Annotated in this window: 21 protein-coding genes and 4 pseudogenes; 16 read left to right on the top strand and 9 right to left on the bottom strand. The window is 50.0% G+C overall.

Going from position 1 to position 23,948, the window contains the following annotated elements; genetic code table 11:
• The 5 genes from ACLH1I_RS25475 to silR all read right to left on the bottom strand — a co-directional run.
• On the bottom strand, positions 1–79 hold a 79-nt coding region (locus ACLH1I_RS25475), incomplete at its 3' end, for a hypothetical protein (RefSeq protein WP_223602321.1).
• A 325-nt stretch (positions 80–404) separates the two neighbouring features.
• Positions 405–755 carry a DUF305 domain-containing protein gene (locus ACLH1I_RS25470; RefSeq protein WP_003032889.1) on the bottom strand — a complete coding sequence of 117 codons (351 nt, stop codon included), beginning with the start codon at positions 753–755 and terminating at the stop codon, positions 405–407.
• Between the two features lie 143 nt (positions 756–898).
• On the bottom strand, positions 899–1,330 hold the full coding sequence (silE, locus tag ACLH1I_RS25465) for a silver-binding protein SilE (protein ID WP_000790483.1): 432 nt from the start codon (positions 1,328–1,330) through the stop codon (positions 899–901).
• Between the two features lie 250 nt (positions 1,331–1,580).
• Complete coding sequence (gene silS / locus ACLH1I_RS25460; protein ID WP_049014823.1) at positions 1,581–3,056, bottom strand: copper/silver sensor histidine kinase SilS; 1,476 nt, start codon at positions 3,054–3,056, stop codon at positions 1,581–1,583.
• Positions 3,049–3,729, bottom strand: a complete 681-nt coding sequence (gene silR / locus ACLH1I_RS25455; protein ID WP_001572351.1) for a copper/silver response regulator transcription factor SilR — start codon at positions 3,727–3,729, stop codon at positions 3,049–3,051. Before silR ends, silS begins: the two co-directional genes overlap by 8 nt.
• 189 nt (positions 3,730–3,918) lie before the next feature.
• Here silR and silC point away from each other — a divergent pair, with 189 nt between their 5' ends.
• From silC to ACLH1I_RS25420, 7 genes are all read left to right on the top strand, one after another.
• Positions 3,919–5,304, top strand: a complete 1,386-nt coding sequence (gene silC, locus ACLH1I_RS25450) for a Cu(+)/Ag(+) efflux RND transporter outer membrane channel SilC (protein WP_000475512.1) — start codon at positions 3,919–3,921, stop codon at positions 5,302–5,304.
• A 28-nt stretch (positions 5,305–5,332) separates the two neighbouring features.
• Positions 5,333–5,686, top strand: a complete 354-nt coding sequence (gene cusF / locus ACLH1I_RS25445; protein ID WP_001246153.1) for a cation efflux system protein CusF — start codon at positions 5,333–5,335, stop codon at positions 5,684–5,686.
• A gap of 113 nt (positions 5,687–5,799) precedes the next feature.
• Complete coding sequence (gene silB, locus ACLH1I_RS25440) at positions 5,800–7,092, top strand: Cu(+)/Ag(+) efflux RND transporter periplasmic adaptor subunit SilB (protein ID WP_001485328.1); 1,293 nt, start codon at positions 5,800–5,802, stop codon at positions 7,090–7,092.
• A 10-nt stretch (positions 7,093–7,102) separates the two neighbouring features.
• A complete protein-coding gene (silA, locus tag ACLH1I_RS25435; protein WP_048298744.1) occupies positions 7,103–10,249 on the top strand; it encodes a Cu(+)/Ag(+) efflux RND transporter permease subunit SilA in 3,147 nt (1,048 codons plus the stop codon).
• 86 nt (positions 10,250–10,335) lie between these two features.
• Positions 10,336–10,776 (top strand): DUF411 domain-containing protein, encoded by a 441-nt coding sequence (locus ACLH1I_RS25430; protein WP_008322815.1) that lies wholly within the window; start codon positions 10,336–10,338, stop codon positions 10,774–10,776.
• A 126-nt stretch (positions 10,777–10,902) separates the two neighbouring features.
• Positions 10,903–13,350 carry an Ag(+)-translocating P-type ATPase SilP gene (gene silP / locus ACLH1I_RS25425; RefSeq protein WP_004098955.1) on the top strand — a complete coding sequence of 816 codons (2,448 nt, stop codon included), beginning with the start codon at positions 10,903–10,905 and terminating at the stop codon, positions 13,348–13,350.
• Between the two features lie 40 nt (positions 13,351–13,390).
• A complete protein-coding gene (locus ACLH1I_RS25420) occupies positions 13,391–13,588 on the top strand; it encodes a DUF2933 domain-containing protein (RefSeq protein WP_000843497.1) in 198 nt (65 codons plus the stop codon).
• A 33-nt stretch (positions 13,589–13,621) separates the two neighbouring features.
• Here the strand turns inward: ACLH1I_RS25420 and ACLH1I_RS25415 are convergent, their stop codons facing one another.
• A complete protein-coding gene (locus tag ACLH1I_RS25415; protein WP_004118669.1) occupies positions 13,622–14,359 on the bottom strand; it encodes a peptidoglycan DD-metalloendopeptidase family protein in 738 nt (245 codons plus the stop codon).
• 288 nt (positions 14,360–14,647) lie between these two features.
• Positions 14,648–15,097 carry a copper resistance protein gene (locus ACLH1I_RS25410; protein ID WP_001023257.1) on the bottom strand — a complete coding sequence of 150 codons (450 nt, stop codon included), beginning with the start codon at positions 15,095–15,097 and terminating at the stop codon, positions 14,648–14,650.
• A gap of 233 nt (positions 15,098–15,330) precedes the next feature.
• On the opposite strand from ACLH1I_RS25410, the gene pcoA reads away from it, so the two are divergent.
• The 7 genes from pcoA (at position 15,331) to ACLH1I_RS25375 (ending at position 22,180) form a co-directional block, all read left to right on the top strand.
• Positions 15,331–17,148, top strand: a complete 1,818-nt coding sequence (gene pcoA / locus ACLH1I_RS25405; RefSeq protein ID WP_048298742.1) for a multicopper oxidase PcoA — start codon at positions 15,331–15,333, stop codon at positions 17,146–17,148.
• A gap of 5 nt (positions 17,149–17,153) precedes the next feature.
• The gene (gene pcoB / locus ACLH1I_RS25400) at positions 17,154–18,044 is read left to right on the top strand and encodes a copper resistance outer membrane transporter PcoB (protein WP_130943622.1); all 891 of its coding nucleotides are present in this window, start codon (positions 17,154–17,156) and stop codon (positions 18,042–18,044) included.
• A 39-nt stretch (positions 18,045–18,083) separates the two neighbouring features.
• Positions 18,084–18,464, top strand: a complete 381-nt coding sequence (pcoC, locus tag ACLH1I_RS25395) for a copper resistance system metallochaperone PcoC (RefSeq protein WP_040221028.1) — start codon at positions 18,084–18,086, stop codon at positions 18,462–18,464.
• A 55-nt stretch (positions 18,465–18,519) separates the two neighbouring features.
• Positions 18,520–19,398 carry a copper resistance inner membrane protein PcoD gene (pcoD, locus tag ACLH1I_RS25390; protein WP_229692861.1) on the top strand — a complete coding sequence of 293 codons (879 nt, stop codon included), beginning with the start codon at positions 18,520–18,522 and terminating at the stop codon, positions 19,396–19,398.
• A 54-nt stretch (positions 19,399–19,452) separates the two neighbouring features.
• Positions 19,453–20,133: a copper response regulator transcription factor PcoR gene (gene pcoR, locus ACLH1I_RS25385; protein WP_009309896.1), complete on the top strand. Its 681-nt coding sequence runs from the start codon at positions 19,453–19,455 to the stop codon at positions 20,131–20,133.
• Entirely contained in the window at positions 20,130–21,530 is a 1,401-nt protein-coding gene (gene pcoS, locus ACLH1I_RS25380) for a copper resistance membrane spanning protein PcoS (protein WP_004152084.1), read from the top strand. The genes pcoR and pcoS overlap by 4 nt, the downstream gene beginning before the upstream one ends.
• Before the next feature lie 215 nt (positions 21,531–21,745).
• The gene (locus ACLH1I_RS25375; RefSeq protein ID WP_048298741.1) at positions 21,746–22,180 is read left to right on the top strand and encodes a hypothetical protein; all 435 of its coding nucleotides are present in this window, start codon (positions 21,746–21,748) and stop codon (positions 22,178–22,180) included.
• Between the two features lie 178 nt (positions 22,181–22,358).
• On the opposite strand, the pseudogene ACLH1I_RS25370 reads toward ACLH1I_RS25375, so the two are convergent.
• Both ACLH1I_RS25370 and ACLH1I_RS25365 read right to left on the bottom strand, forming a co-directional pair.
• Positions 22,359–22,521: pseudogene (locus ACLH1I_RS25370) on the bottom strand (type II toxin-antitoxin system RelE/ParE family toxin).
• A 72-nt stretch (positions 22,522–22,593) separates the two neighbouring features.
• Positions 22,594–22,677, bottom strand: a pseudogene (locus ACLH1I_RS25365) (type II toxin-antitoxin system RelE/ParE family toxin); the annotation flags it as partial.
• Between the two features lie 126 nt (positions 22,678–22,803).
• Here ACLH1I_RS25365 and ACLH1I_RS25360 point away from each other — a divergent pair.
• Positions 22,804–23,795: pseudogene (locus ACLH1I_RS25360) on the top strand (IS3 family transposase); the annotation flags it as partial.
• A gap of 31 nt (positions 23,796–23,826) precedes the next feature.
• Positions 23,827–23,948, top strand: a pseudogene (locus ACLH1I_RS25355) (IS5/IS1182 family transposase); the annotation flags it as partial.

Below are 23,948 nucleotides of genomic sequence, written 5' to 3'. Positions count from 1 at the left end.
ACCAGTTGGTGATTCTGAACTTTTGCTTTGCCACGGAATGGTCTGTGTTGTCGGGAGGATGCGTGATCTGATCCTTCAACTCAGCAAAAGTTCGATTTATTCAACAAAGCCGGGAGGATTTTAATATTTTACCAGCATGGCATGTCGATCAATCGGTTAAGTATAGCGCCAGGTAACCAGACGGATTTTCCCTCTCAGGCGGGAGCCGTTATCCATCGTCCAGTACCTGATTAAAAGTAGGAGTAATTACAAGAAAATTAAATTGTATGACTATTATTTCCGTTCAGAAAAGAAAGTTACATTAAAAACCCGAAATTATTCGGGTTTTTAATTAGTTAAGTGCTATATATTTTCGTGTCCGGGGGTACCCTAAGATGGTGCGCAAGACAACACTCCAGTGTTCATTATTTATTACTGTCAAGCCATTTATTCATCTGCTCAATTTCACCTTTTTGAGCTTTAATGATGTCCTGCGCAAGCTTTCTCATTTCGGGATCTTTTCCGTATTTGAGCTCGGTCTCAGCCATTGCGATTGCCCCTTCATGGTGTGCGATCATACCTTTTGCAAAGGCCTTATCGGGATTGGATTCATTAACGGCGGCCATCATTTTTTCATGCATATTTTTCATGCCAGCCATATATTCCTGTGATGATGCCGATGAGTGCATATCTGACATTTTCATTTCCGAATGTTCAGCAGAAATGGCTGGCAGGGATAACATTAATATTACAAAAAGGGTGTTTTTGATTTTCATATAATAATTCCTTTCAGACAGGTACCGGTTAAGTGTAGCTGAGTCAGACAAAAAAGCCCCCTGACGGGGGGCAAAAATGTAGCAACGTTGTTTCAGGAAAATCTATCAGGGAAAAGGTAACAGCACGGATACTACCGTCGCATTCAGCCTGCATTGATCATGCGGCGGTGCGCTTCGGCCATGGCCTGATGTGGGCCGGATTGCCCGTTATTCATGAATTCATGGGCAACCGCTGCTCTTTCATGCTCATTCATCGCCGCGTAAGACGTTGACGGGACGGTCGTGGATACCGTGTTATTTCCCATCATCTTCTGATGACTTTCCACCATTTTCTGGTGCGCATCCGCCGAGCCGTTCGTCATGGTCTCATGAGCAATAATGGCCTGTTCATGCTGGTCCATACCGGTCATACGAGGAGCAGTCCCCTGGATCCCGACAGGAGCCGCAGCAGACTGCATCTGGTGAGCAGGAGCCTGTGCATTGTTGACGCGATCATGGATATTCACGGTTTCAGTGGCCCAGGCCGATGAAATTAAACCAAAGCCCAGCAAAGATGCTAATACGATATTTTTCATGATAACTCTCCATTTCTGAATTAGTGATGTCCGGGGAAGTACAACCGGTGTTTTCAGTTCCATAACTGAAACAAGTTCGGCAGCGTTTATTTCTCCGGAAGAGGGCTGGATATTCATTTCCTGGCGTACTCTGACGCCGGGTATTGATGAAGCAATCCAGCCTTCCTGATAAGTTGCACTAATTATATCGAATGGCTTCTGTTTGCTGCATGACAGGCTAATGACATCTTTGTCATTTACATCTTTATTTTCAGCATTGGGTTTCCGGGATCATTTTCTCCAGTCTGGGCACGGATAAGATAAAACGCGTGGAGCGTACGTCTGATTCCACCTGCACTCTTCCGTGATGTGCTTCCACGATTGACTTCACAATCGCAAGGCCGATGCCGCTGCCTTCTCCTTTGCGTTGTCTGGATGGATCCACCCGATAAAAACGGTCAAACAGCCTTGATAAATGTTCTTCAGGGATCGGTTTCCCCGGATTTTCAATCACAAGGTCAAAAAAGCTCTCCTGCTCTCTTATTGAGACGGTGATTGCCTGTCCCTCCGGGGTATAACGCAGGGCATTGGATAACAGATTATTGATCGCCCTTCTGAACATTTGTGGATCTCCCTCAACCAGGCAGGGCATCCCGTTAAATTTGAGCGTGATATTGCGTTCTTCGGCCCAGGCTTCGAAAAACTCGAAGACTTTCATGACTTCCGCTTTGAGGTCAAAACGGACCCTGTCAGGTATAAGCTGGTTATTGTCCGCCTGTGCCAGGAACAGCATATCGCTGACCATTTTGGTCATCCGGTTATACTCTTCAAGACTGGAATAGAGGACATCCTCAAGTTCCCTCTGTGTTCGATCCTGACTCAGTGCGATTTCAGTCTGCGTCACCAGATTGGTGATGGGCGTTCTGATCTCATGCGCGATATCGGCAGAGAAATTGGCCTGGCGGGTAAAGACATCCTCAATCTTTCCAATCATATGATTGAACGAGATAACCAGTTGCTCCAGCTCAATGGGAACGCGTGTCGGTTCCAGTCGCGCATCAAGATTCTCGGAGGTGATGTTTTTAATGGCATTGCTGACATTACGAAGGGGCAGGTGCCCCTGACGGACAGCGATTCGAATGATCAGAACAATCAACAGGCTTATCACGACGGCAATCGCAATCAGGTTCTTTTTCAGCGCATCGAGGTAATGGAGATGGAAATTAATGGATAGGCCAGTCAGCATGACATAGTTCTGCTGTTTGCCCTGAAATATCGCCTGACCAGAGGAGGCGATAATCCTGTATGTTTCCATCTTCATTCCGGACCCGGTATCCATCGGTCCCGCAGGATCCTCCACCGTCCAGAGAAAGACATCCCGTGCGCGGCTGTGCTCGCTAAAATCTGCTGAATTCACTGCCGGGCGTAGTGCCGCCCCCTGAGCTGAGCTAAAGAGCACTTCACCCCTGGGATTGAGGAGCAAAAGGGCAACGTTGCGGTAGCTGGCAATTGATTCCTTTATTTTGCTTACTTTTTTTTCATCCGGATCTGCCGGGGACTGGAGTATACGGCTCAGTGTGGTGCTGATTTGTTGCAGATCGCTGACATCCTGCTCGGCAAAATGCTTTTCAACAGAATGCAGCATAAACCAGGTGAAGGCGATAAACGCCAGTATTGTGGACAGGCTGATAAAAAAGGTCAGCCGCAGAGCGAGTGAGAAAGGTCGTCTGGACGGTTTGCTATGCATCCGGGATCTCCAGCATGTAGCCCACGCCCCGCACTGTCTGGATCAGTTTTGTCCCGTAATCGTTGTCTATTTTAGCGCGGAGTCGCTTTACTGCGACATCAATCGCGTTAGTGTCGCTGTCAAAATTCATGTCCCAGACCTGAGAGGCAATCAGGGAGCGGGGAAGAACTTCTCCCTGATGGCGAATGAAGAATTCCAGCAAGCTGAACTCTTTACTGGTGAGCACAATGCGGTTCCCGGCGCGGCTGACTTTTCTGGATACGAGATCAACCGAGAGGTCAGCCACTTTAAGCTGGCTTTCCGTGATCATCGTGTTTCCCCGCCTGAGGAGGGTTCTTACCCGGGCGAGCAGTTCAGCAAACGCAAAGGGCTTCACCAGATAATCGTCCGCACCCAGCTCAAGTCCTTTGACCCTGTGTTCAATCGTGCCAAGGGCCGTCAGCAGTAATACCGGCATCCCCTTTCCGGCACTGCGCAGCATACGGATGATATCCCAGCCGTTTACATCAGGCAGCATGATATCCAGGATGACTAAATCATACTCGGCTGTCATGGCAAGATGATATCCGGTCAGACCATTATCAGCGTGATCCACGACGAACCCCGCCTCTGTCAGCCCCTTGCTGAGATATTCACCTGTTTTAATTTCGTCTTCAACGATTAATATTTTCATCATGCTCCCCGGCTGGCTGCTAATGTCATTTTATTGCGCCCACGATCGTTATCAACGGATTACAGCAAAAATGACAACATTGTCATTATCCTGTCACCCGGCAAACAGAGAGCGTTCGGTAAAGTATCCCTATCAATACTCTGGACTTCGTTTGAACCATTTACCAGGTCTGCCTGTACGAGAAGCGTTATGTTCAAATTAAAATTACTCAGCATCAGTACCATATTCATCCTGGCTGGTTGTGTTTCTCTGGCACCTGAATATCAGCGTCCGCCAGCTCCGGTTCCCCAGCAGTTTTCATTGTCTAAAAACAGTCTGACGCCTGCGGTAAACAGCTATCAGGATACGGGCTGGCGAAACTTTTTTGTCGATCCCCAGGTCAGCAGGCTGATCGGTGAAGCCCTGAATAATAACCGTGATTTGAGAATGGCTGCCCTGAAGGTTGAAGAGGCCCGGGCCCAGTTCAACGTCACGGATGCAGATCGTTATCCCCAACTGAATGCCTCATCCGGGATCACATACAACGGTGGTCTGAAAGGTGACAAGCCGACCACACAGGAGTACGACGCGGGTCTGGAGCTCAGCTATGAGCTCGATTTTTTTGGCAAACTTAAGAACATGAGTGAGGCTGATCGCCAGAACTACTTTGCCAGCGAAGAAGCCCGTCGTGCCGTACACATCCTGCTGGTCTCCAACGTTTCACAGAGCTATTTCAGCCAGCAACTGGCGTACGAACAACTCCGTATTGCGCGGGAAACGCTGAAAAATTATGAACAGTCCTATGCTTTCGTTGAGCAACAGCTCGTGACCGGGAGTACGAACGTTCTGGCACTTGAACAGGCGAGAGGACAAATCGAAAGTACCCGCGCCGAAATAGCCAAACGAGAAGGCGATCTGGCTCAGGCAAACAATGCCCTGCAACTGGTGCTGGGAACGTACCGCGCACTTCCGTCAGAAAAAGGGATGAAAGGCGGGGAGATCGCACCAGTAAAATTGCCACCAAATCTATCTTCACAAATTTTGCTGCAGCGACCGGATATTATGGAAGCGGAATATCAGCTGAAAGCGGCTGATGCCAATATTGGCGCAGCGCGAGCGGCCTTTTTCCCCTCCATTACCCTGACCAGTGGTCTTTCCGCAAGCAGTACGGAGCTGTCAAGCCTGTTTACGTCAGGAAGTGGAATGTGGAATTTTATCCCTAAAATTGAAATTCCTATTTTTAATGCTGGCAGGAATAAAGCCAATCTGAAGCTGGCTGAAATTCGCCAGCAACAATCGGTGGTTAATTACGAACAAAAAATTCAGTCAGCCTTTAAGGATGTTTCCGACACGCTTGCGCTGCGCGACAGCCTTAGCCAGCAACTTGAGTCACAGCAGCGTTATCTTGATTCACTTCAGATAACTCTCCAGCGTGCCAGAGGATTATACGCAAGTGGTGCTGTCAGTTACATCGAAGTGCTGGATGCAGAACGTTCCCTCTTCGCTACGCAGCAAACCATTCTCGATCTTACCTATTCCCGACAGGTTAACGAAATTAATCTGTTTACCGCGCTGGGTGGCGGTTGGGTAGAGTAAATTTATTTAATTAATCAGGAAATTAAAAATGCGTAATTCACTTAAAGCCGTTTTATTTGGTGCCTTCTCTGTCATGTTTTCTGCCGGTCTTCATGCTGAAACACATCAGCATGGCGATATGAATGCTGCCAGTGATGCTTCGGTACAGCAGGTTATCAAGGGCACCGGTGTCGTTAAAGACATTGATATGAATAGTAAAAAGATTACCATTTCGCACGAAGCAATCCCTGCTGTGGGCTGGCCTGCAATGACCATGCGCTTCACTTTTGTTAATGCAGACGACGCTATCAATGCCCTGAAAACCGGCAACCATGTCGATTTCTCGTTTATTCAGCAGGGCAATATCTCCTTACTCAAAAGCATTAACGTTACGCAATCCTGATTATCAGTCCGGAGCGAATACATCCAGTGCGCCTGAACATTCATTAAGGGATTACTGTGAATGAATGATCGGGCGCATATGCCAGGTGTTTTGATTTTTCAGCGAGAAATTGTATGGCTTCTTTAAAGATAAAATATGCTGCAATAATTATCAGCAGCCTCATAGCAGGGGGGCTGATATCGGTTACTGCCTGGCAGTATGTAAACTCATCACAAAAAACAGTACAAACCGAACAAAAGGCACCGGAGCGAAAGGTACTTTTCTGGTATGACCCGATGAAACCGGATACCAAATTTGATAAACCCGGAAAATCTCCCTTTATGGATATGGACCTGGTGCCGAAATATGCTGATGAAAGTGGCGATAAAAGCAGTGGCGGGATCCGTATCGATCCAACCCAGGTTCAGAATCTGGGATTAAAAACGCAAAAAGTTACGCGAGGAATGCTGAATTATTCCCAGACAATCCCGGCTAATGTCAGTTACAACGAGTATCAGTTTGTCATTGTGCAGGCGCGTTCTGACGGTTTCGTCGAAAAAGTGTATCCCCTGACGATTGGCGATCATGTGAAGAAAGGCACTCCGCTTATCGATATCACCATTCCTGAATGGGTTGAGGCACAAAGTGAGTTCCTGCTGTTATCCGGTACAGGCGGTACGTCAACCCAGATAAAAGGGGTTCTGGAGCGACTTCGTCTGGCTGGTATGCCGGAAGAGGATATTCAAAGGCTGCGTTCAACCCGCACAATCCAGACCCGTTTTACCATTAAAGCACCTATTGATGGTGTCATTACTGCGTTTGACCTGCGCACCGGAATGAATATTTCGAAAGATAAAGTAGTGGCTCAGATTCAGGGGATGGACCCGGTCTGGATCAGCGCTGCAGTGCCAGAATCTATCGCCTATCTGCTGAAAGATACGTCGCAGTTTGAAATTTCGGTACCGGCTTATCCGGATAAAACATTCCATGTCGAAAAATGGAACATTCTTCCCAGCGTGGATCAGACAACCCGTACGCTTCAGGTCCGTCTCCAGGTTTCTAATAAGGATGAGTTTCTCAAGCCGGGCATGAATGCCTATCTGAAACTGAATACCAAGAGCCAGGAGATGCTGCTGATACCAAGCCAGGCCGTTATCGATACCGGCAAAGAACAGCGCGTGATTACTGTTGATGATGAAGGCAAGTTTGTGCCGAAACAGATCCACGTTCTGCATGAATCACAGCAACAGTCCGGCATTGGCTCCGGCCTGAATGAAGGCGATACCGTGGTGGTCAGTGGCCTGTTCCTCATTGACTCCGAAGCCAATATTACGGGCGCGCTGGAACGTATGCGCCACCCTGAAAAAACAGAAAACAGTATGCCAGCAATGTCTGAGCAGCCTGTAAATATGCATTCAGGGCACTGAGGAGACGACGATGATTGAATGGATTATCCGGCGCTCTGTCGCCAACCGTTTCCTGGTCATGATGGGCGCACTGTTTCTCAGCATCTGGGGCACATGGACGATAATTAACACGCCGGTCGATGCGCTGCCTGACCTGTCAGATGTGCAGGTCATTATTAAAACCAGCTATCCCGGACAGGCCCCGCAGATTGTAGAAAACCAGGTCACCTATCCGCTTACCACCACCATGCTGTCCGTACCTGGAGCAAAAACCGTGCGTGGCTTTTCACAGTTCGGTGATTCGTATGTGTATGTCATTTTTGAAGACGGCACCGATCTGTACTGGGCCCGTTCGCGCGTGCTGGAATACCTGAATCAGGTTCAGGGCAAACTGCCTGCGGGTGTGAGCTCTGAAATCGGCCCGGACGCCACGGGAGTGGGCTGGATATTTGAATATGCCCTTGTCGATCGCAACGGAAAACACGACCTTTCAGAACTGCGCTCTCTGCAGGACTGGTTCCTGAAATTTGAGCTGAAAACCATCCCGAACGTGGCTGAGGTCGCTTCGGTTGGCGGCGTGGTGAAACAGTACCAGATTCAGGTCAATCCGGTAAAACTGTCCCAGTACGGTATCAGCCTGCCCGAAGTGAAACAGGCACTTGAATCGTCTAACCAGGAGGCCGGTGGCTCATCCGTTGAAATGGCCGAAGCGGAGTATATGGTCCGTGCCAGCGGTTATCTTCAGAGCATTGATGATTTTAATAACATCGTCCTGAAAACAGGTGAGAACGGCGTGCCGGTTTATCTGCGGGATGTTGCCCGCGTGCAGACCGGGCCCGAAATGAGGCGTGGTATTGCCGAGCTGAACGGCCAGGGAGAAGTCGCTGGCGGCGTGGTGATCCTGCGGTCGGGTAAAAATGCGCGCGACGTTATCACGGCAGTGAGGGATAAACTGGAGACGCTGAAGGCCAGCCTGCCGGAAGGCGTTGAAATCGTGACCACCTACGATCGCAGCCAGTTAATCGACCGGGCGATTGATAACCTCAGTTCCAAACTTCTCGAAGAGTTTATCGTGGTGGCCATCGTCTGTGCTCTGTTCCTGTGGCACGTACGTTCTGCCCTGGTGGCGATTATCTCTCTGCCGCTTGGCCTGTGTATCGCCTTTATCGTCATGCACTTCCAGGGACTGAACGCCAATATCATGTCGCTGGGAGGGATAGCGATTGCCGTCGGTGCGATGGTGGATGCCGCCATTGTGATGATTGAAAATGCGCACAAACGGCTTGAGGAGTGGGATCATCAGCATCCGGGTGAGCAGATTGACAACGCCACCCGCTGGAAGGTGATTACCGACGCCTCCGTGGAAGTGGGACCCGCGTTGTTCATTAGCCTGCTGATCATCACCCTGTCCTTTATTCCTATCTTTACCCTGGAAGGGCAGGAAGGTCGTCTGTTTGGCCCGCTGGCATTCACGAAAACGTACTCCATGGCGGGAGCGGCCGCACTGGCCATCATCGTCATTCCTATTCTGATGGGATTCTGGATCCGGGGAAAAATTCCTGCCGAGACAAGTAACCCCCTGAACCGGGTGCTGATCAAAGCGTATCATCCTTTGCTGCTGCGGGTCCTCCACTGGCCAAAAACAACCCTGCTGGTTGCGGCCTTGTCCATTTTCACGGTTATCTGGCCACTGAGTCAGGTGGGCGGTGAATTTCTGCCGAAGATTAACGAGGGCGATCTGCTGTATATGCCGTCGACCTTGCCTGGCGTCTCTCCGGCAGAAGCTGCAGCGCTCCTGCAGACAACAGACAAGTTAATCAAAAGCGTTCCTGAAGTGGCTTCTGTATTTGGCAAGACCGGTAAAGCAGAGACCGCAACGGATTCCGCGCCGCTCGAAATGGTGGAAACCACGATCCAGCTCAAACCTGAGGATCAGTGGCGTCCCGGCATGACAATTGACAAGATTATTGATGAACTCGACAGGACAGTCCGTTTACCGGGTCTGGCCAACCTCTGGGTGCCGCCTATCCGTAACCGTATTGATATGCTCTCAACCGGGATCAAAAGCCCGATAGGTATCAAAGTGTCCGGGACTGTTCTGTCCGATATCGACGCGACGGCGCAGAGTATCGAGGCGGTAGCCAAAACCGTGCCTGGCGTGGTGTCTGTCCTGGCTGAGCGACTTGAGGGCGGGCGCTACATCGATATCGATATCAACCGGGAGAAAGCCTCCCGCTACGGGATGACGGTAGGTGATGTCCAGCTGTTCGTCTCTTCAGCAATCGGAGGTGCTATGGTGGGTGAGACGGTTGAAGGGGTGGCCCGGTACCCTATTAACATTCGCTACCCGCAGGATTACCGGAACAGTCCGCAGGCGCTGAAACAGATGCCGATCCTGACCCCAATGAAGCAGCAAATTACGCTGGGCGATGTTGCCGATATTAAGGTCGTTTCCGGACCAACCATGCTGAAAACCGAAAATGCCCGGCCAGCCAGCTGGATTTATGTTGATGCCCGCGGCAGGGACATGGTGTCGGTGGTGAACGATATTAAGACGGCCATCAGTGAGAAAGTGAAACTGAGACCGGGGACCAGTGTGGCATTCTCAGGACAGTTTGAATTACTCGAGCACGCCAATAAGAAATTAAAACTGATGGTACCGATGACGGTGATGATCATCTTCATCCTGTTATATCTGGCATTCCGCCGGGCTGATGAGGCCTTACTTATTCTGATGAGCCTGCCGTTTGCCCTGGTTGGCGGGATATGGTTCCTGTACTGGCAGGGCTTCCATATGTCAGTGGCGACCGGAACCGGGTTTATCGCCCTGGCCGGGGTGGCAGCAGAGTTTGGCGTGGTCATGCTGATGTATCTGCGTCATGCCATTGAAGCGCACCCGGAATTGTCCCGTAAAGAGACGTTCACACCGGAAGGCCTTGATGAAGCCCTCTATCATGGTGCCGTACTGCGTGTCCGGCCGAAAGCCATGACCGTGGCGGTGATCATTGCGGGTCTGCTGCCAATACTCTGGGGAACCGGTGCAGGTTCAGAAGTCATGAGCCGTATCGCGGCACCCATGATTGGTGGGATGATCACGGCTCCGCTGCTGTCCCTGTTCATTATTCCTGCCGCCTACAAATTAATCTGGCTGCGCAGACATAAAAAAAGCGTGTCCTGAACCTGAAAGGGCACCCCCTGTGGGTGTCCTTCTTTACTGATTCACCCTGACGTCAGGGTTTATATCGATAATATACAGAGGTGAGTATGAAAAAAGTGGTTCTAATGGCGCTGGCTCTCGGCCTTTCACTACCCGCGATGGCGAGTGAAAAAGTGATTGATATGTACAAATCTGAAAACTGTGGCTGTTGTTCCCTGTGGGGCAAAGCGATGGAAAAAGACGGGTTTGAAGTACGAACTCACGTCATGAATGATCAGGCGCTGTCAGCCCTGAAAGAAAAGCATGCTGTTCCTGCAGGACTACGAAGTTGTCATACCGCGGTTGCCGGTAATTTGATCATTGAAGGCCATGTGCCTGCGACAACGATACATAAGGCAATGCAGTCTGGTTCGGGTATATACGGTCTCGCCACCCCCGGTATGCCAGCAGGAAGTCCTGGAATGGAGATGGGAGCCCGAAAAGAGGCTTACGATGTTATCGCATTCTCACCGGATGGAAGTAAAAAAGTCTTCCAGCGAATCGAATAGTCAGCGGAACGGCTGATAACGGGACGCCGGTAGCAGGCACTCCTGTGCCGGCGATATTCGTGGTAATCGCATCCATGACATACCCTGAAGACAGAAGATGCTTCGGTATGCATAAGGAGAGTTACTGTGAAAAATGACAATGCAGTGCAACACAACAACCAGACTGCTTCTGAGCAGACATTATCCCCGGACGAGGGCCACGTATTGCATAAGGTGAGAGATCCCGTGTGCGGGATGGCCATCCTGCCCGACAGGGCGCACAGCAGCATTCGATACCAGGACCACCAACTTTATTTCTGCTCCGCCAGCTGTGAGAGTAAATTTAAAGCCCATCCCGATCGTTATCTTACCGAAGATGCCAGTGAACATTCCCATCACCATCACCACGATCATCACGAAGTCAGCCCTGATCAGATAAAACAGCCTCACAACCAGGCGGAAAAAGAGAATTCTGAAGGTGTGTGGACATGTCCGATGCACCCGGAGATACGCCGCAGTGGTCCCGGAAGCTGTCCTGTCTGTGGAATGGCACTGGAGCCGCTCGTAGCTACGGCATCCACGGGGCCGAGTGATGAACTTCACGACATGACAAGACGCTTCTGGCTGGGGTTGTTGCTGGCGTTTCCGGTTCTGGTACTCGAAATGGGATCTCATCTGTTTCCCGACTTGAGGAATACAGTACCGCCACAGTACAACACATGGCTGCAGTTGCTTCTGGCCTCCCCTGTCGTGTTGTGGTGTGGCTGGCCATTCTTCGCCCGGGCCGGAATGTCGTTACGTAACCGCTCCCTGAATATGTTTACCCTTGTTGCAATGGGGACCGGCGTAGCCTGGGTTTACAGCGTCATTGCAACCGTCTTCCCCTCCTGGTTTCCTGCATCGTTCAGAAACATGGATGGCCTGGTGGCCGTTTATTTTGAAGCCGCAGCAGTTATTACGGTGCTTGTTCTGCTGGGACAGGTTCTTGAGCTGCGGGCACGGGAACAAACCTCAGGCGCCATTACTGCGCTTCTGAACCTTGCCCCCAAAACCGCCAGACGGCTGGATCATGACGGTCATGAAACGGATATTAATGCGGAAGATGTCCTGCCTGGCGATAAGCTCCGCATCAGACCTGGAGAGAGTATTCCGGTCGACGGTATCGTGATCGAAGGCAAAACAACCGTTGATGAATCGATGGTGACCGGGGAGTCTATGCCGGTTACCAAAACGAAGGGTGACCCTGTCATTGGGGGGACGATTAATCAGACAGGTAGTCTTATCATCCGTGCAGAGAAAGTCGGTGATGAAACGATGCTCTCACGAATTGTTCAGATGGTCGCTGATGCACAGCGTTCGCGTGCCCCCATCCAGAGAATGGCAGACAGCGTTTCAGGCTGGTTTGTTCCTCTGGTGATACTTATCGCGGTTGTTGCTTTCTTGATCTGGTCTGTCTGGGGGCCCGAGCCCAGGATGGCGCACGGTCTCATTGCGGCTGTGTCGGTCCTGATTATTGCCTGTCCCTGCGCGCTGGGACTGGCCACGCCGATGTCGATAATGGTGGGGGTGGGCAAAGGCGCCCAGGCCGGGGTGTTAATCAAGAATGCCGAAGCCCTTGAGCGTCTTGAAAAAGTGGACACGCTGGTTGTCGACAAAACAGGCACGCTCACGGAAGGTTCGCCTACGGTGACAGGGATTATCAGTCTCAGTCCGGGTGGGGAAATATCTCTTTTACGTGTAACAGCTGCAGTGGAAAAAGGTTCGCAGCATCCGTTGGGTATGGCTGTTGTCAGAGCCGCGCATGAAAAGGGGATCGTGATACCTGCCGTCAGTAATTTCAATGCCCCGTCGGGGAAAGGTGTCTCAGGCGATGTCGAAGGTCAACGGGTTGTTATTGGTAATGAACTGGCTATGCAGGAAAACAGTATCGTTATTGATAATCAAAAGGCCGTTGCGGATACGTTGCGGATGGAAGGCGCTACCGTTATCTATGTGGCCACAGACGGGAACCTTGCAGGCCTGATAGCTATCTCGGATCCCGTGAAAGCAACCACGCCGGATGCGCTTAAAGCTTTGCGTCAGGCGGGGATCCGCATTGTTATGCTCACCGGGGATAACCAGCTTACTGCTGAAGCAGTCGCACGGAAACTGGGAATAGATGAGGTTGAAGCCGGGATTCTGCCGGATGGCAAAAAAGCAGTGATAACCCGACTGAAAGCGTCTGGCCATGTGGTTGCGATGGCCGGAGACGGTGTGAATGATGCCCCGGCGCTGGCAGCGGCTGACGTGGGTATAGCCATGGGAACGGGTACAGATGTGGCAATAGAAAGTGCTGGCGTTACCCTTCTCAAAGGCGATTTGATGATACTCAACAGGGCCCGTCATCTGTCAGAAATCACCATGAAAAATATCCGGCAGAATCTGTTTTTTGCGTTTATCTACAATGCTCTTGGGGTGCCTGTAGCTGCAGGTCTGCTTTATCCTGTGTATGGAATACTGCTGTCGCCAGTTATTGCGGCGGCGGCTATGGCCCTTTCCTCCGTTAGCGTCATTGCAAATGCGTTGCGTCTGAAAAGTGTCAGGCTCGGGAAATAACCCTGAATGAAGGGTCTGTTACTAACAGAAGGAGTCCGGTATGAAAAGTACCACCTATGCGCTTATTGCTGTCGCCGCGATTGCGGCATTTGCCCTCCTGCGCGAACACTGGTCACATGTGGCAGGTTACTGGCCATATCTGTTATTGCTGGTCTGCCCGCTAATGCATCTTTTCCACGGCCACGGAGGGCATGGAGATCATCAACATCAAGGAAGTGAAAACGATAAAAAAAATTAATCCGGCAGACGGGGCCGCGTCGCGGCCCCGTTATCAGTCCAGGTATCGTTCGTAGTCTCTGGCATGCGCAAAGGCATGCTGTTCAAGTTTGTTATCAGCGGGTGCCGCTGCCCGGAACGCCAGTGAGTTAACAGGATTGTTATTGATGACCAGCTCGTAATGCAGATGAGGACCGGATGAACGTCCGCTGTTACCGGATAACGCAATAGCGTCTCCCCGGGTAACCCTGGCCCCTTTAGTAACGAGTATTTTATTGAGGTGGAGATAGCGAGTTTTAACACCGGCTTTTCCCGTTACTTCAACAAAATATCCCATGGTACTGTTGTATTCGGCCCGGGTGATTTTTCCGTCGATGACGCTGACTATTTTCGTGTTCATGGGCATGGAATAATCAATGCCATTATGGGGACTCACTTTTCCCGATACCGGGTTAAGTCTTGCAGGATTGAAAGGCGAACTGAGTCTTGCTGTGGCCGGTAACGGATAATCGAGACTGCCTTTCCCGGAAGTATCGGAAAGGTTATAGAACTTTTTATCTGATATACGATACGCCGTGTAATTAAATGAACCGGACGTAAATTTATAGGCCACGACACGTGATTTTCCCGCTTTCTTTTGCAGTACGAGTTTTAATGATTCATTTTTTTTCAAATGCCGCAGATTAAACCGGGAAGGCAAGGAGCGCTGAAGAGTAGCGATCTCGTTCGATTCCAGCCCCGAGCGGGTGGCTGAAAGGTAGGCATTTTCTTTTACGACATCGGTAGAATACATTTACTGGAATTCGCCGTTAGCATGAACACTGCGGCGTATGCTAGGGGTTTTCAGGAGGCGTGTCATCTGTCAGTTAATCGGGAGCACCGTTGATGGTCGTCATTTTTGTAACATATCTTGTTTCCCGTTTGCTCCTGAAGCTCTGGGAACTGTATGACCAGCCCGACGGTGATGATTAACGGGACTGAAACAGGTTACGGCAGAGCAATATGGGGCTCATGTCCTGCTACGTAACCCGTCAGTAAAGCCCTGCTGCGCACCTGACGCTAAGCACTAACCCGCCTGCAGTTACCTGGTCGAATACAGCCCGCGAAGCTTTCTTGCCTGCGTCTGATGTGCTTCCGCACCGGCATTATTGACCTGCTCATGCACGAGAGCGGCTTTTTCTCCGGCATTCAGTTCGTTAAAAGAAGAAGACGAGGTCTTTGAATTTGCATCACTGCCGGACAGCATTTTTTTATGTTCCTCAATCATTTTCTGATGCGCATAGGACGCGCTGTTGTTCATAAATGAATGAGCAACAATGGCCCTTTCATGTTCATTCATTTCAGAGAATGAGGGCGTGTTGTTTTTATTAACCCTGTCCGGTAAGTTTTCATGCGTCGAGGAGTTCACATGACTGACGGCTGAGGCATTATTAACAAATCGATGTGCTTCATGGGCAATATCACTGGACTGAGCAAAAGCTGCCCCACAAAATAAAGCTGTAAACGCAGTGGTCGTGATTAATATATTCATGTGTAATTACCTTCTGAGGTACATAAAAGATGTCCTTATGATCATATATAAAAAAATCAACCTGTGGGGAAGATGACGTAAATGTAATACAGCCACGTACATTACACGATTGTAATGAATTTGTTTCTTAAGGTGTGCTAGATTCATTTCATTGTAAGTGGATGAACCAGTAATTTAATTTAAATCGGTTCTCGAATTCTGTCAGTAACCATACTTTAAATAAGGGAATGCGCATGATGTTGAAAACGTCTCGACGAACTTTCCTGAAGGGGTTAACCCTCTCTGGCGTAGCCGGAAGTCTTGGCGTATGGAGTTTCAATGCGCGTTCCAGTCTGAGCCTGCCAGTTGCCGCATCCCTGCAGGGTACTCAGTTTGACCTGACCATTGGTGAAACGGCCGTCAATATCACGGGCAGTGAGCGTCAGGCCAAAACAATCAATGGAGGCCTGCCGGGGCCCGTTCTTCGCTGGAAAGAAGGTGACACCATTACCCTGAAGGTCAAAAACCGTCTTAATGAACAGACGTCCATTCACTGGCACGGCATTATTCTTCCGGCCAATATGGATGGTGTTCCGGGGCTGAGTTTTATGGGCATAGAGCCTGATGATACCTACGTTTACACCTTTAAGGTTAAGCAGAACGGGACTTACTGGTACCACAGCCATTCCGGTCTGCAGGAACAGGAGGGGGTATACGGTGCCATTATCATCGATGCCAGGGAGCCAGAACCGTTTGCTTACGATCGTGAGCATGTGGTCATGTTGTCTGACTGGACCGATGAAAATCCTCACAGCCTGCTGAAAAAATTAAAAAAACAGTCGGATTACTACAATTTCAATAAACCAACCGTTGGCTCTTTTTTCCGCGACGTGAATACCAGGGGGCTGTCAGCCACCATTGCCGATCGGAAAATGTGGGCTGAAATGAAAATGAATCCGACTGACCTCGCGGATGTCAGTGGCTACACCTACACCTATCTCATGAACGGGCAGGCCCCGCTGAAAAACTGGACCGGACTGTTCCGTCCCGGTGAAAAGATACGCTTACGGTTTATCAACGGCTCGGCAATGACCTATTTCGATATCCGTATCCCCGGGCTGAAAATGACGGTCGTGGCTGCAGATGGCCAGTATGTAAACCCGGTTACCGTTGACGAATTCAGGATTGCCGTTGCCGAAACCTATGATGTCATTGTGGAGCCTCAGGGTGAGGCCTATACCATCTTCGCACAATCCATGGACAGGACCGGTTACGCTCGAGGGACACTGGCCACGAGAGAGGGGTTAAGTGCTGCCGTTCCCCCCCTCGATCCCCGTCCTCTGTTGACCATGGAAGATATGGGTATGGGGGGAATGGGACATGATATGGCAGGAATGGACCACAGCCAGATGGGAGGCATGGATAACAGCGGAGAGATGATGTCTATGGACGGTGCTGACCTTCCGGATAGCGGGACATCCTCCGCGCCCATGGATCACAGCAGCATGGCCGGTATGGATCATTCCCGGATGGCCGGAATGCCGGGTATGCAAAGTCATCCTGCGTCAGAAACGGATAACCCACTGGTTGATATGCAGGCGATGAGCGTCTCTCCGAAATTAAATGATCCGGGTATTGGTCTTCGAAATAACGGAAGAAAGGTTCTCACGTACGCGGATTTGAAAAGCCGCTTTGAGGATCCTGACGGACGTGAACCTGGCCGTACCATAGAACTGCATTTAACCGGCCACATGGAAAAGTTTGCCTGGTCATTTAACGGAATCAAGTTTTCAGATGCCGCACCGGTGCTGCTGAAATACGGTGAGCGGCTCAGGATCACGCTGATCAACGATACCATGATGACTCACCCCATTCACCTGCATGGTATGTGGAGCGATCTGGAAGATGAAAACGGTAATTTCATGGTTCGTAAACACACAATAGATGTTCCCCCTGGTACAAAACGCAGTTACAGAGTGACAGCAGATGCGCTTGGCCGCTGGGCGTATCACTGCCATTTGCTCTATCACATGGAAATGGGAATGTTTCGTGAAGTCCGGGTGGAGGAATGATACGAATGAAGAGAAATTTGAAGGCCATACCTGTTCTGGTCGCCGGTTTGTTTACCTCACAGCTTTCTATTGCGGCGGGCTCCGTCTCTACAGATCCCCACGCCGGGCACGACATGTCTGCCATGCAGATGCCAGCAGATGAGAATTTCACTGAGATGACGTCAATGGAGCCCATTGTAACTGAGAGCAGAACGCCAATTCCGCCTGTTACCGATGCCGACCGGAAGGCTGCATTCGGCAATTTACAGGGGCATGCGATTCACGACAGTGCGATTAATTATCTGGTTCTGCTGGATCAACTGGAATGGCAACGGTCGGATAACACCAACAATTTCAGCTGGAGTGTTAACAGCTGGATTGGAGGCGACACAGATCGGATTTGGCTAAAGAGTGAAGGTGAACGAAGCAATGGGGAAACGGAGGCGGCTGAAGCGCAGTTACTCTGGGGACATGCGGTTGGCCCATGGTGGGATTTGGTTGCGGGTGTCAGGCAGGATTTCAGACCTGCTTCTGCCCGGACCTGGGCTGCTGTCGGTTTTCAGGGGCTGGCACTCTATAATTTTGAGTCTGAAATTACGGGTTTTGTCAGTAATGGCGGAAAAGCAGCCCTTCGTCTGGGAGGAGAATACGACGTTTTACTGACTAACCGGCTCATACTCCAGCCATCCTATGAGGTGAATTTCTACAGTCAGGATGATGAATCGCGGGGTCGCGGCAGGGGACTGACTGACACAGAGCTGGGGCTCCGGCTGCGCTATGAAATACGCCGTGAGTTTGCACCCTATATAGGCGTTTCCTGGAATCAACTTTACGGGAAAACATCCGATATGGCGAAAAGAGAAGGTGAGAAAGACCATCAGGTAGTATTCCTGGCGGGAGCCAGAATCTGGTTTTAACGCCCTGATATAAAACACTCAACTAAACAGGTAAATAAAATGTCGATTTTAAATAAAGCCATTCTTACAGGTGGCCTCGTTATGGGCGTTGCTTTCTCTGCTATGGCCCATCCGGAATTAAAAAGCTCTATGCCACAGGCTGATTCAGCCGTAGCGGCCCCGGAAAAGATTCAGCTTAATTTCTCGGAAAATCTGACCGTGAAATTCTCAGGTGCAAAATTAACGATGACGGGTATGAAAGGCATGTCATCACATTCTCCGATGCCGGTCGCGGCAAAAGTGGCGCCAGGCGCTGACCCTAAATCGATGGTCATTATTCCGCGAGAGCCTTTACCCGCTGGCACTTATCGTGTTGACTGGCGCGCAGTTTCTTCAGATACGCACCCTATTACCGGTAATTACACCTTTACAGTGAAGTAATATTATGAACGACCTGATTATGATTGTTATTCGTTTTCTTCTTTATCTGGATTTGATGGTAATATTTGGATTGCCATTTTTTCAGATATATGGAATAAGCGGTGTCAGACATGAAACCTATAACCTGACTAATTTCAGGTCGTTTATAACCTTTGCTGTTGTTACAGGCATCATTCTTACTGGCATTAATATGCTCCTGGTATCTAATGCCATGAGTGGAGTAACTGACCTCAGAGAATTATCCATCCATGTTATCGAGATGGTGATAGAAGAAACTGATGTGGGTATTAGCTGGATTGTCAGGCTCTGTGCCCTGTTTACCACACTCGGTGCTTTGTTCCTTTACACTAATAAGAGAGTATTGTCCTGCCTGCTGATGACGATGAGTGGGGGCGTGGCGCTGGCTACACTTGCCTGGGGAGGACACGCCGTTATGCATGACGGTCTGCATTACTATCTCCATTTACTGAGCGATCTGACCCATCTCGGCGCTGCAGGTGCCTGGACAGGTGCTCTGGTTGCATTTGCTATCCTGCTGATGCGCAGAAACGAGCATAATGCACAGAGCGTCATTGTGATATCTGACTCCCTGGCAAAATTTGCCACGGCAGGAACGGTGATTGTTGTAGCCCTGATCCTGAGTGCGCTGGTCAACTATCTGTATATTGCTGAGGGTAACTTAACTCCCTTATTCAACAGTTCCTGGGGGAGGATATTGCTTGCCAAGACGGCTCTGTTTGTTCTGATGCTTCTTCTGGCTGCAGCAAACCGGTTTCACCTGGGTCCCCGGCTTGAAGTTATGGTCAGGGAAGGGAATTATGATCGCAGCGTTGCCCTGATGCGAAACAGCATCCTGACAGAATTCGTTGTTGCGATTATCATTCTGGGCGCCGTAGCGTGGCTCGGAATGCTTGCTCCGTCTCAGGTCAGCTAGGGGACAACCAACGCTCACGCGTGAGATTTTTACTTTCATATCAGCGAGTTGACCATGCAGCGTATTTTAATCGTTGAAGACGAACAAAAAACAGGTCGTTACCTGCAGCAGGGACTGGTTGAGGAAGGCTATCAGGCCGATCTCTTTAATAATGGCCGCGATGGTCTTGGGGCCGCGTCGAAGGGACAGTATGATTTGATAATACTGGACGTGATGCTGCCTTTCCTCGACGGGTGGCAAATCATCAGCGCACTGAGGGAGTCCGGGCACGAAGAACCGGTCCTGTTTTTAACCGCAAAGGACAACGTGCGGGACAAAGTGAAAGGACTGGAGCTTGGCGCAGATGACTACCTGATTAAGCCCTTTGATTTTACGGAGCTGGTTGCACGTGTAAGAACCCTACTGCGCCGGGCACGCTCGCAGGCCGCAACAGTCTGCACCATCGCCGATATGACCGTTGATATGGTGCGCCGGACCGTGATCCGTTCGGGGAAGAAGATCCATCTCACCGGTAAAGAATACGTTCTGCTTGAGTTGCTGCTGCAACGCACCGGAGAAGTGTTACCCAGGAGTCTTATCTCGTCCCTGGTCTGGAACATGAATTTTGAAAGTGATACGAATGTGATTGATGTCGCCGTGAGACGTCTGAGAAGTAAAATTGATGATGACTTTGAGCCAAAACTGATCCATACCGTTCGCGGTGTCGGATATGTCCTGGAGATCAGAGAAGAGTGAGGTTCAAAATTTCCCTGACCACACGCCTGAGCCTGATTTTTTCTGCGGTGATGCTTACGGTATGGTGGTTATCAAGTTTTATCCTGATTAGCACCCTTAATGGCTATTTCGATAATCAGGACCGCGATTTTCTGACAGGTAAACTTCAGCTCACCGAAGAGTTTCTTAAAACAGAGACGTTCCGGAACAAAACGGATATTAAGTCATTATCAGAAAAAATAAACGATGCGATGGTAGGGCACAATGGTTTATTCATTTCTATAAAAAACATGGAAAATGAAAAAATTGTTGAACTCTATGCCAAAAATTCTGTTGTTCCAGCGGTCCTGCTTAATAAGTCGGGTGATATTCTCGACTATATGATCCAGACGGAAGAAAATAACACCGTGTACCGCAGTATCTCGCGACGGGTTGCCGTGACGCCGGAACAGGGTAAAAGCAAACATGTCATCATTACGGTTGCCACGGATACTGGGTATCACACCCTGTTTATGGACAAACTCAGTACCTGGCTGTTCTGGTTCAATATCGGTCTGGTCTTTATTTCTGTTTTTCTGGGCTGGCTGACCACACGTATTGGTCTGAAACCGTTACGGGAAATGACCAGTCTGGCTTCCTCCATGACTGTACACAGCCTGGATCAGCGTCTAAATCCCGATCTGGCTCCGCCGGAAATCTCTGAGACCATGCAGGAGTTCAATAATATGTTTGATCGCCTGGAGGGGGCATTCCGGAAACTGTCAGATTTCTCGTCTGACATCGCGCATGAGCTGCGCACACCAGTCAGTAATCTGATGATGCAGACGCAGTTTGCACTGGCTAAGGAAAGGGATGTTTCGCATTACCGCGAAATTTTATTCGCTAACCTGGAAGAACTGAAAAGGTTGTCACGAATGACCAGTGACATGCTTTTTCTGGCACGTTCAGAGCATGGTCTGCTGCGGCTGGATAAACATGATGTGGATCTGGCAGCCGAACTGAATGAATTACGTGAGTTGTTCGAGCCCCTGGCAGACGAAACAGGAAAGACAATCACGGTTGAAGGAGAGGGCGTTGTTGCCGGAGACAGCGATATGCTCCGACGTGCTTTCAGTAACCTGCTTTCCAATGCAATCAAGTATTCTCCCGATAACACCTGTACAGCGATACACATTGAGCGTGACAGTGACTGTGTGAACGTGATGATTACGAATACGATGTCCGGCCAGGTTCCCGCTAATCTGGAACGTTTGTTTGACCGGTTCTATCGCGCAGACTCATCAAGGTTCTACAACACGGAAGGCGCGGGGCTGGGATTATCAATTACAAGGTCGATCATTCATGCTCACGGCGGCGAGCTGTCAGCAGAACAGCAGGGGCGGGAAATTGTGTTCAGTGTGCGTCTGTTAATGGATTAATACCGTTATTCAGGAGAAACCCGGAAGGTGACAAAAATGTCATCGTTCAGTCACGCGATAAACAGAGGCGGTTTTTTATAATCAGCCATAAATCAGGACAGCGTGATAATTCAATCGCCCGATTCCTGGCGTGATGATCAACCAGCCCTGAGATCAAATGCTTTCTCTGTTATAAGCATTGATTGTTCGGGTATGAAAACACCGGAGACCCAACCATGAAAAAGATCCTTGTATCCTTTATTGCCATGATGGCTGTCGCTTCATCTGCCTGGGCTGCAGAGACAATGAACATGCATGACCAGGTAAATAATGCCCAGGCGCCTGCCCATCAGATGCAATCATCCGCTGAAAAAAGTGCAGTTCAGGGGGAGAGCATGAAAATGATGGATATGAGCGGTCACGATCAGGCCGCAATGTCCCATGAAATGATGCAAAACGGCAATTCTGCCGCCCATCAGGACATGGCTGAAATGCATAAAAAAATGATGAAAGCCAAACCTGAGAACACCGAAGAAACTGCTAAGCCATTTTCCGAAATGAGCGAGCATGAGAAAGCCGCTGTTGTGCATGAGAAGGCGAATAATGGCCAGTCTTCCGTTATTCATCAGCAACAGGCGGAAAAGCATCGCAGCCAGATCACCCAGAATTAACCCGCAGCTCCACTTGTCAGACCCTCATTTGACGCCGAAGTCACTGGCTTACGCTCCCGTCCGGGAGCGTTTTTTTTATAAGCGAAATGAATAATAATGAAAGAGTCCATACACAATGTTTTTTTGGTCATGTCGACCTCACAATTAACTTATATTGTTTGAGAATCCTGTTCCCCGGTCATCTCCAGGGTGCATGTCGCGCCGTATCCTGAGACTGGCTGAGAATACGAATGACCGTAACCATAGAATGTGATGATACAAAATAGATCGTATGCCGGTTCTACCGGCAGTGTGCAGATATCGTCTCCCAGCTCTGCACAATGCGTGCCGATATCATGCATGGCCAGCACATCAAATACTGCAGCTATACGACCGATCTATGCATCCGCCTGAACAACCCCGATCTGTCTTTAGCTGAAGTCCCAGATGGCCTCCAGATCCTCTTCTGCTTTGGGTGTCAGCTCAATCTCTTTCATTTGCCACCCTGGCCCTGACATTCCTCAGGAATGCATTCTTGTTCCATGGTTTCGCCTGATGTAGCCCCCTGAAACACCGGACAGTAGCTGTATCTCCAGATAAGAGATAGGCTTGAATATATGTCTAACACTAACGCCAATTTTGAGATGACCGGGATCCTGTTAGGGCAAGAAGTCCGTAAACGTAAAACTCCTCAGGAGAAGATCGCCATTATCCAGCAGACGATGGAGCCGGGTATGAATGTCTCCCATGTCGGCCGCCTGCATGGTATCCAGCCCAGCCTGCTGTTTAAGTGGAAGAAGCAATATCAGGAAGGCAGCCTCACCGCAGTTGCGGCTGGAGAGGAAGTCGTTCCTGCTTCTGAGCTTACTGCTGCTCTGAAGCAGGTCCGGGAGCTTCAGCGCCTTCTGGGCAAGAAGACGATGGAAGTTGAGATCCTGAAAGAAGCCGTGGAGTACGGTCAGTCGCGAAAATGGATAGCGCACGCGCCCTTGTTGCCAAAGGACGGGGAATAGCCATGGTCAGTCGGACCATGGGCGTGTCGCGTGCGCAACTGTCACTGCGGATTAACCGTTCTGCCGACTGGCAGGACAGGCGCTGTAACCGGCGTAATGAAGAAGCAGACGCAGAAATACTGTCGGCTATCCTCAACATTATCAGCGATATGCCGAGTTATGGTTATCGACGCGTGTGGGGCATCCTGCGCAAGCAACGTCGCACAGAGGGACAGCCACCTGTGAATGCCAAACGGCTTTACAGGATAATGAGCGAGCATAACCTGTTGTTGTTGCATCACAAACCAGAGCGACCGAAGCGTGAACATAAGGGCAAGATAGCGGTGGCAGAAAGCGATATGCGCTGGTGTTCAGATGGCTTCGAGTTCGGCTGCGACAACGGCGAAAAACTGCGGGTAACGTTCGCGCTGGACTGCTGCGACCGTGAGGCCATAGACTGGGTAGCAAGCACGGGAGGCTATGACAGTTCGACCGTGCAGGATGTGATGCTGAGGTCGGTGGAAAAGCGCTTCGGCGACAGGTTGCCCGACACAGCGGTGCAGTGGCTGACGGATAACGGTTCAGCGTATACCGCGTATGAAACGCGGAGGTTCGCGAGAGAGCTGAATCTGGAGCCCTGCACGGCTTTGTTGAATAAATCGAACTTTTGCTGAGTTGAAGGATCCGATCACGCATCTTCCCGACAACGCAGACCGTTCCGTGGCAAAGCAAAAGTTCAAAATCACCAACTGGCCCACCTACAATAAAGCCCTCATCAACCGTGGCTCCATAACTTT

The sequence above is a fragment of the Klebsiella sp. 1SOBk10mer genome (assembly GCF_046602535.1).
GTDB lineage: Bacteria > Pseudomonadota > Gammaproteobacteria > Enterobacterales > Enterobacteriaceae > Klebsiella > Klebsiella quasipneumoniae.
Note: the sequence above shows the minus strand (reverse complement) of the source record. Positions and strands in the feature narration are given on the sequence as shown.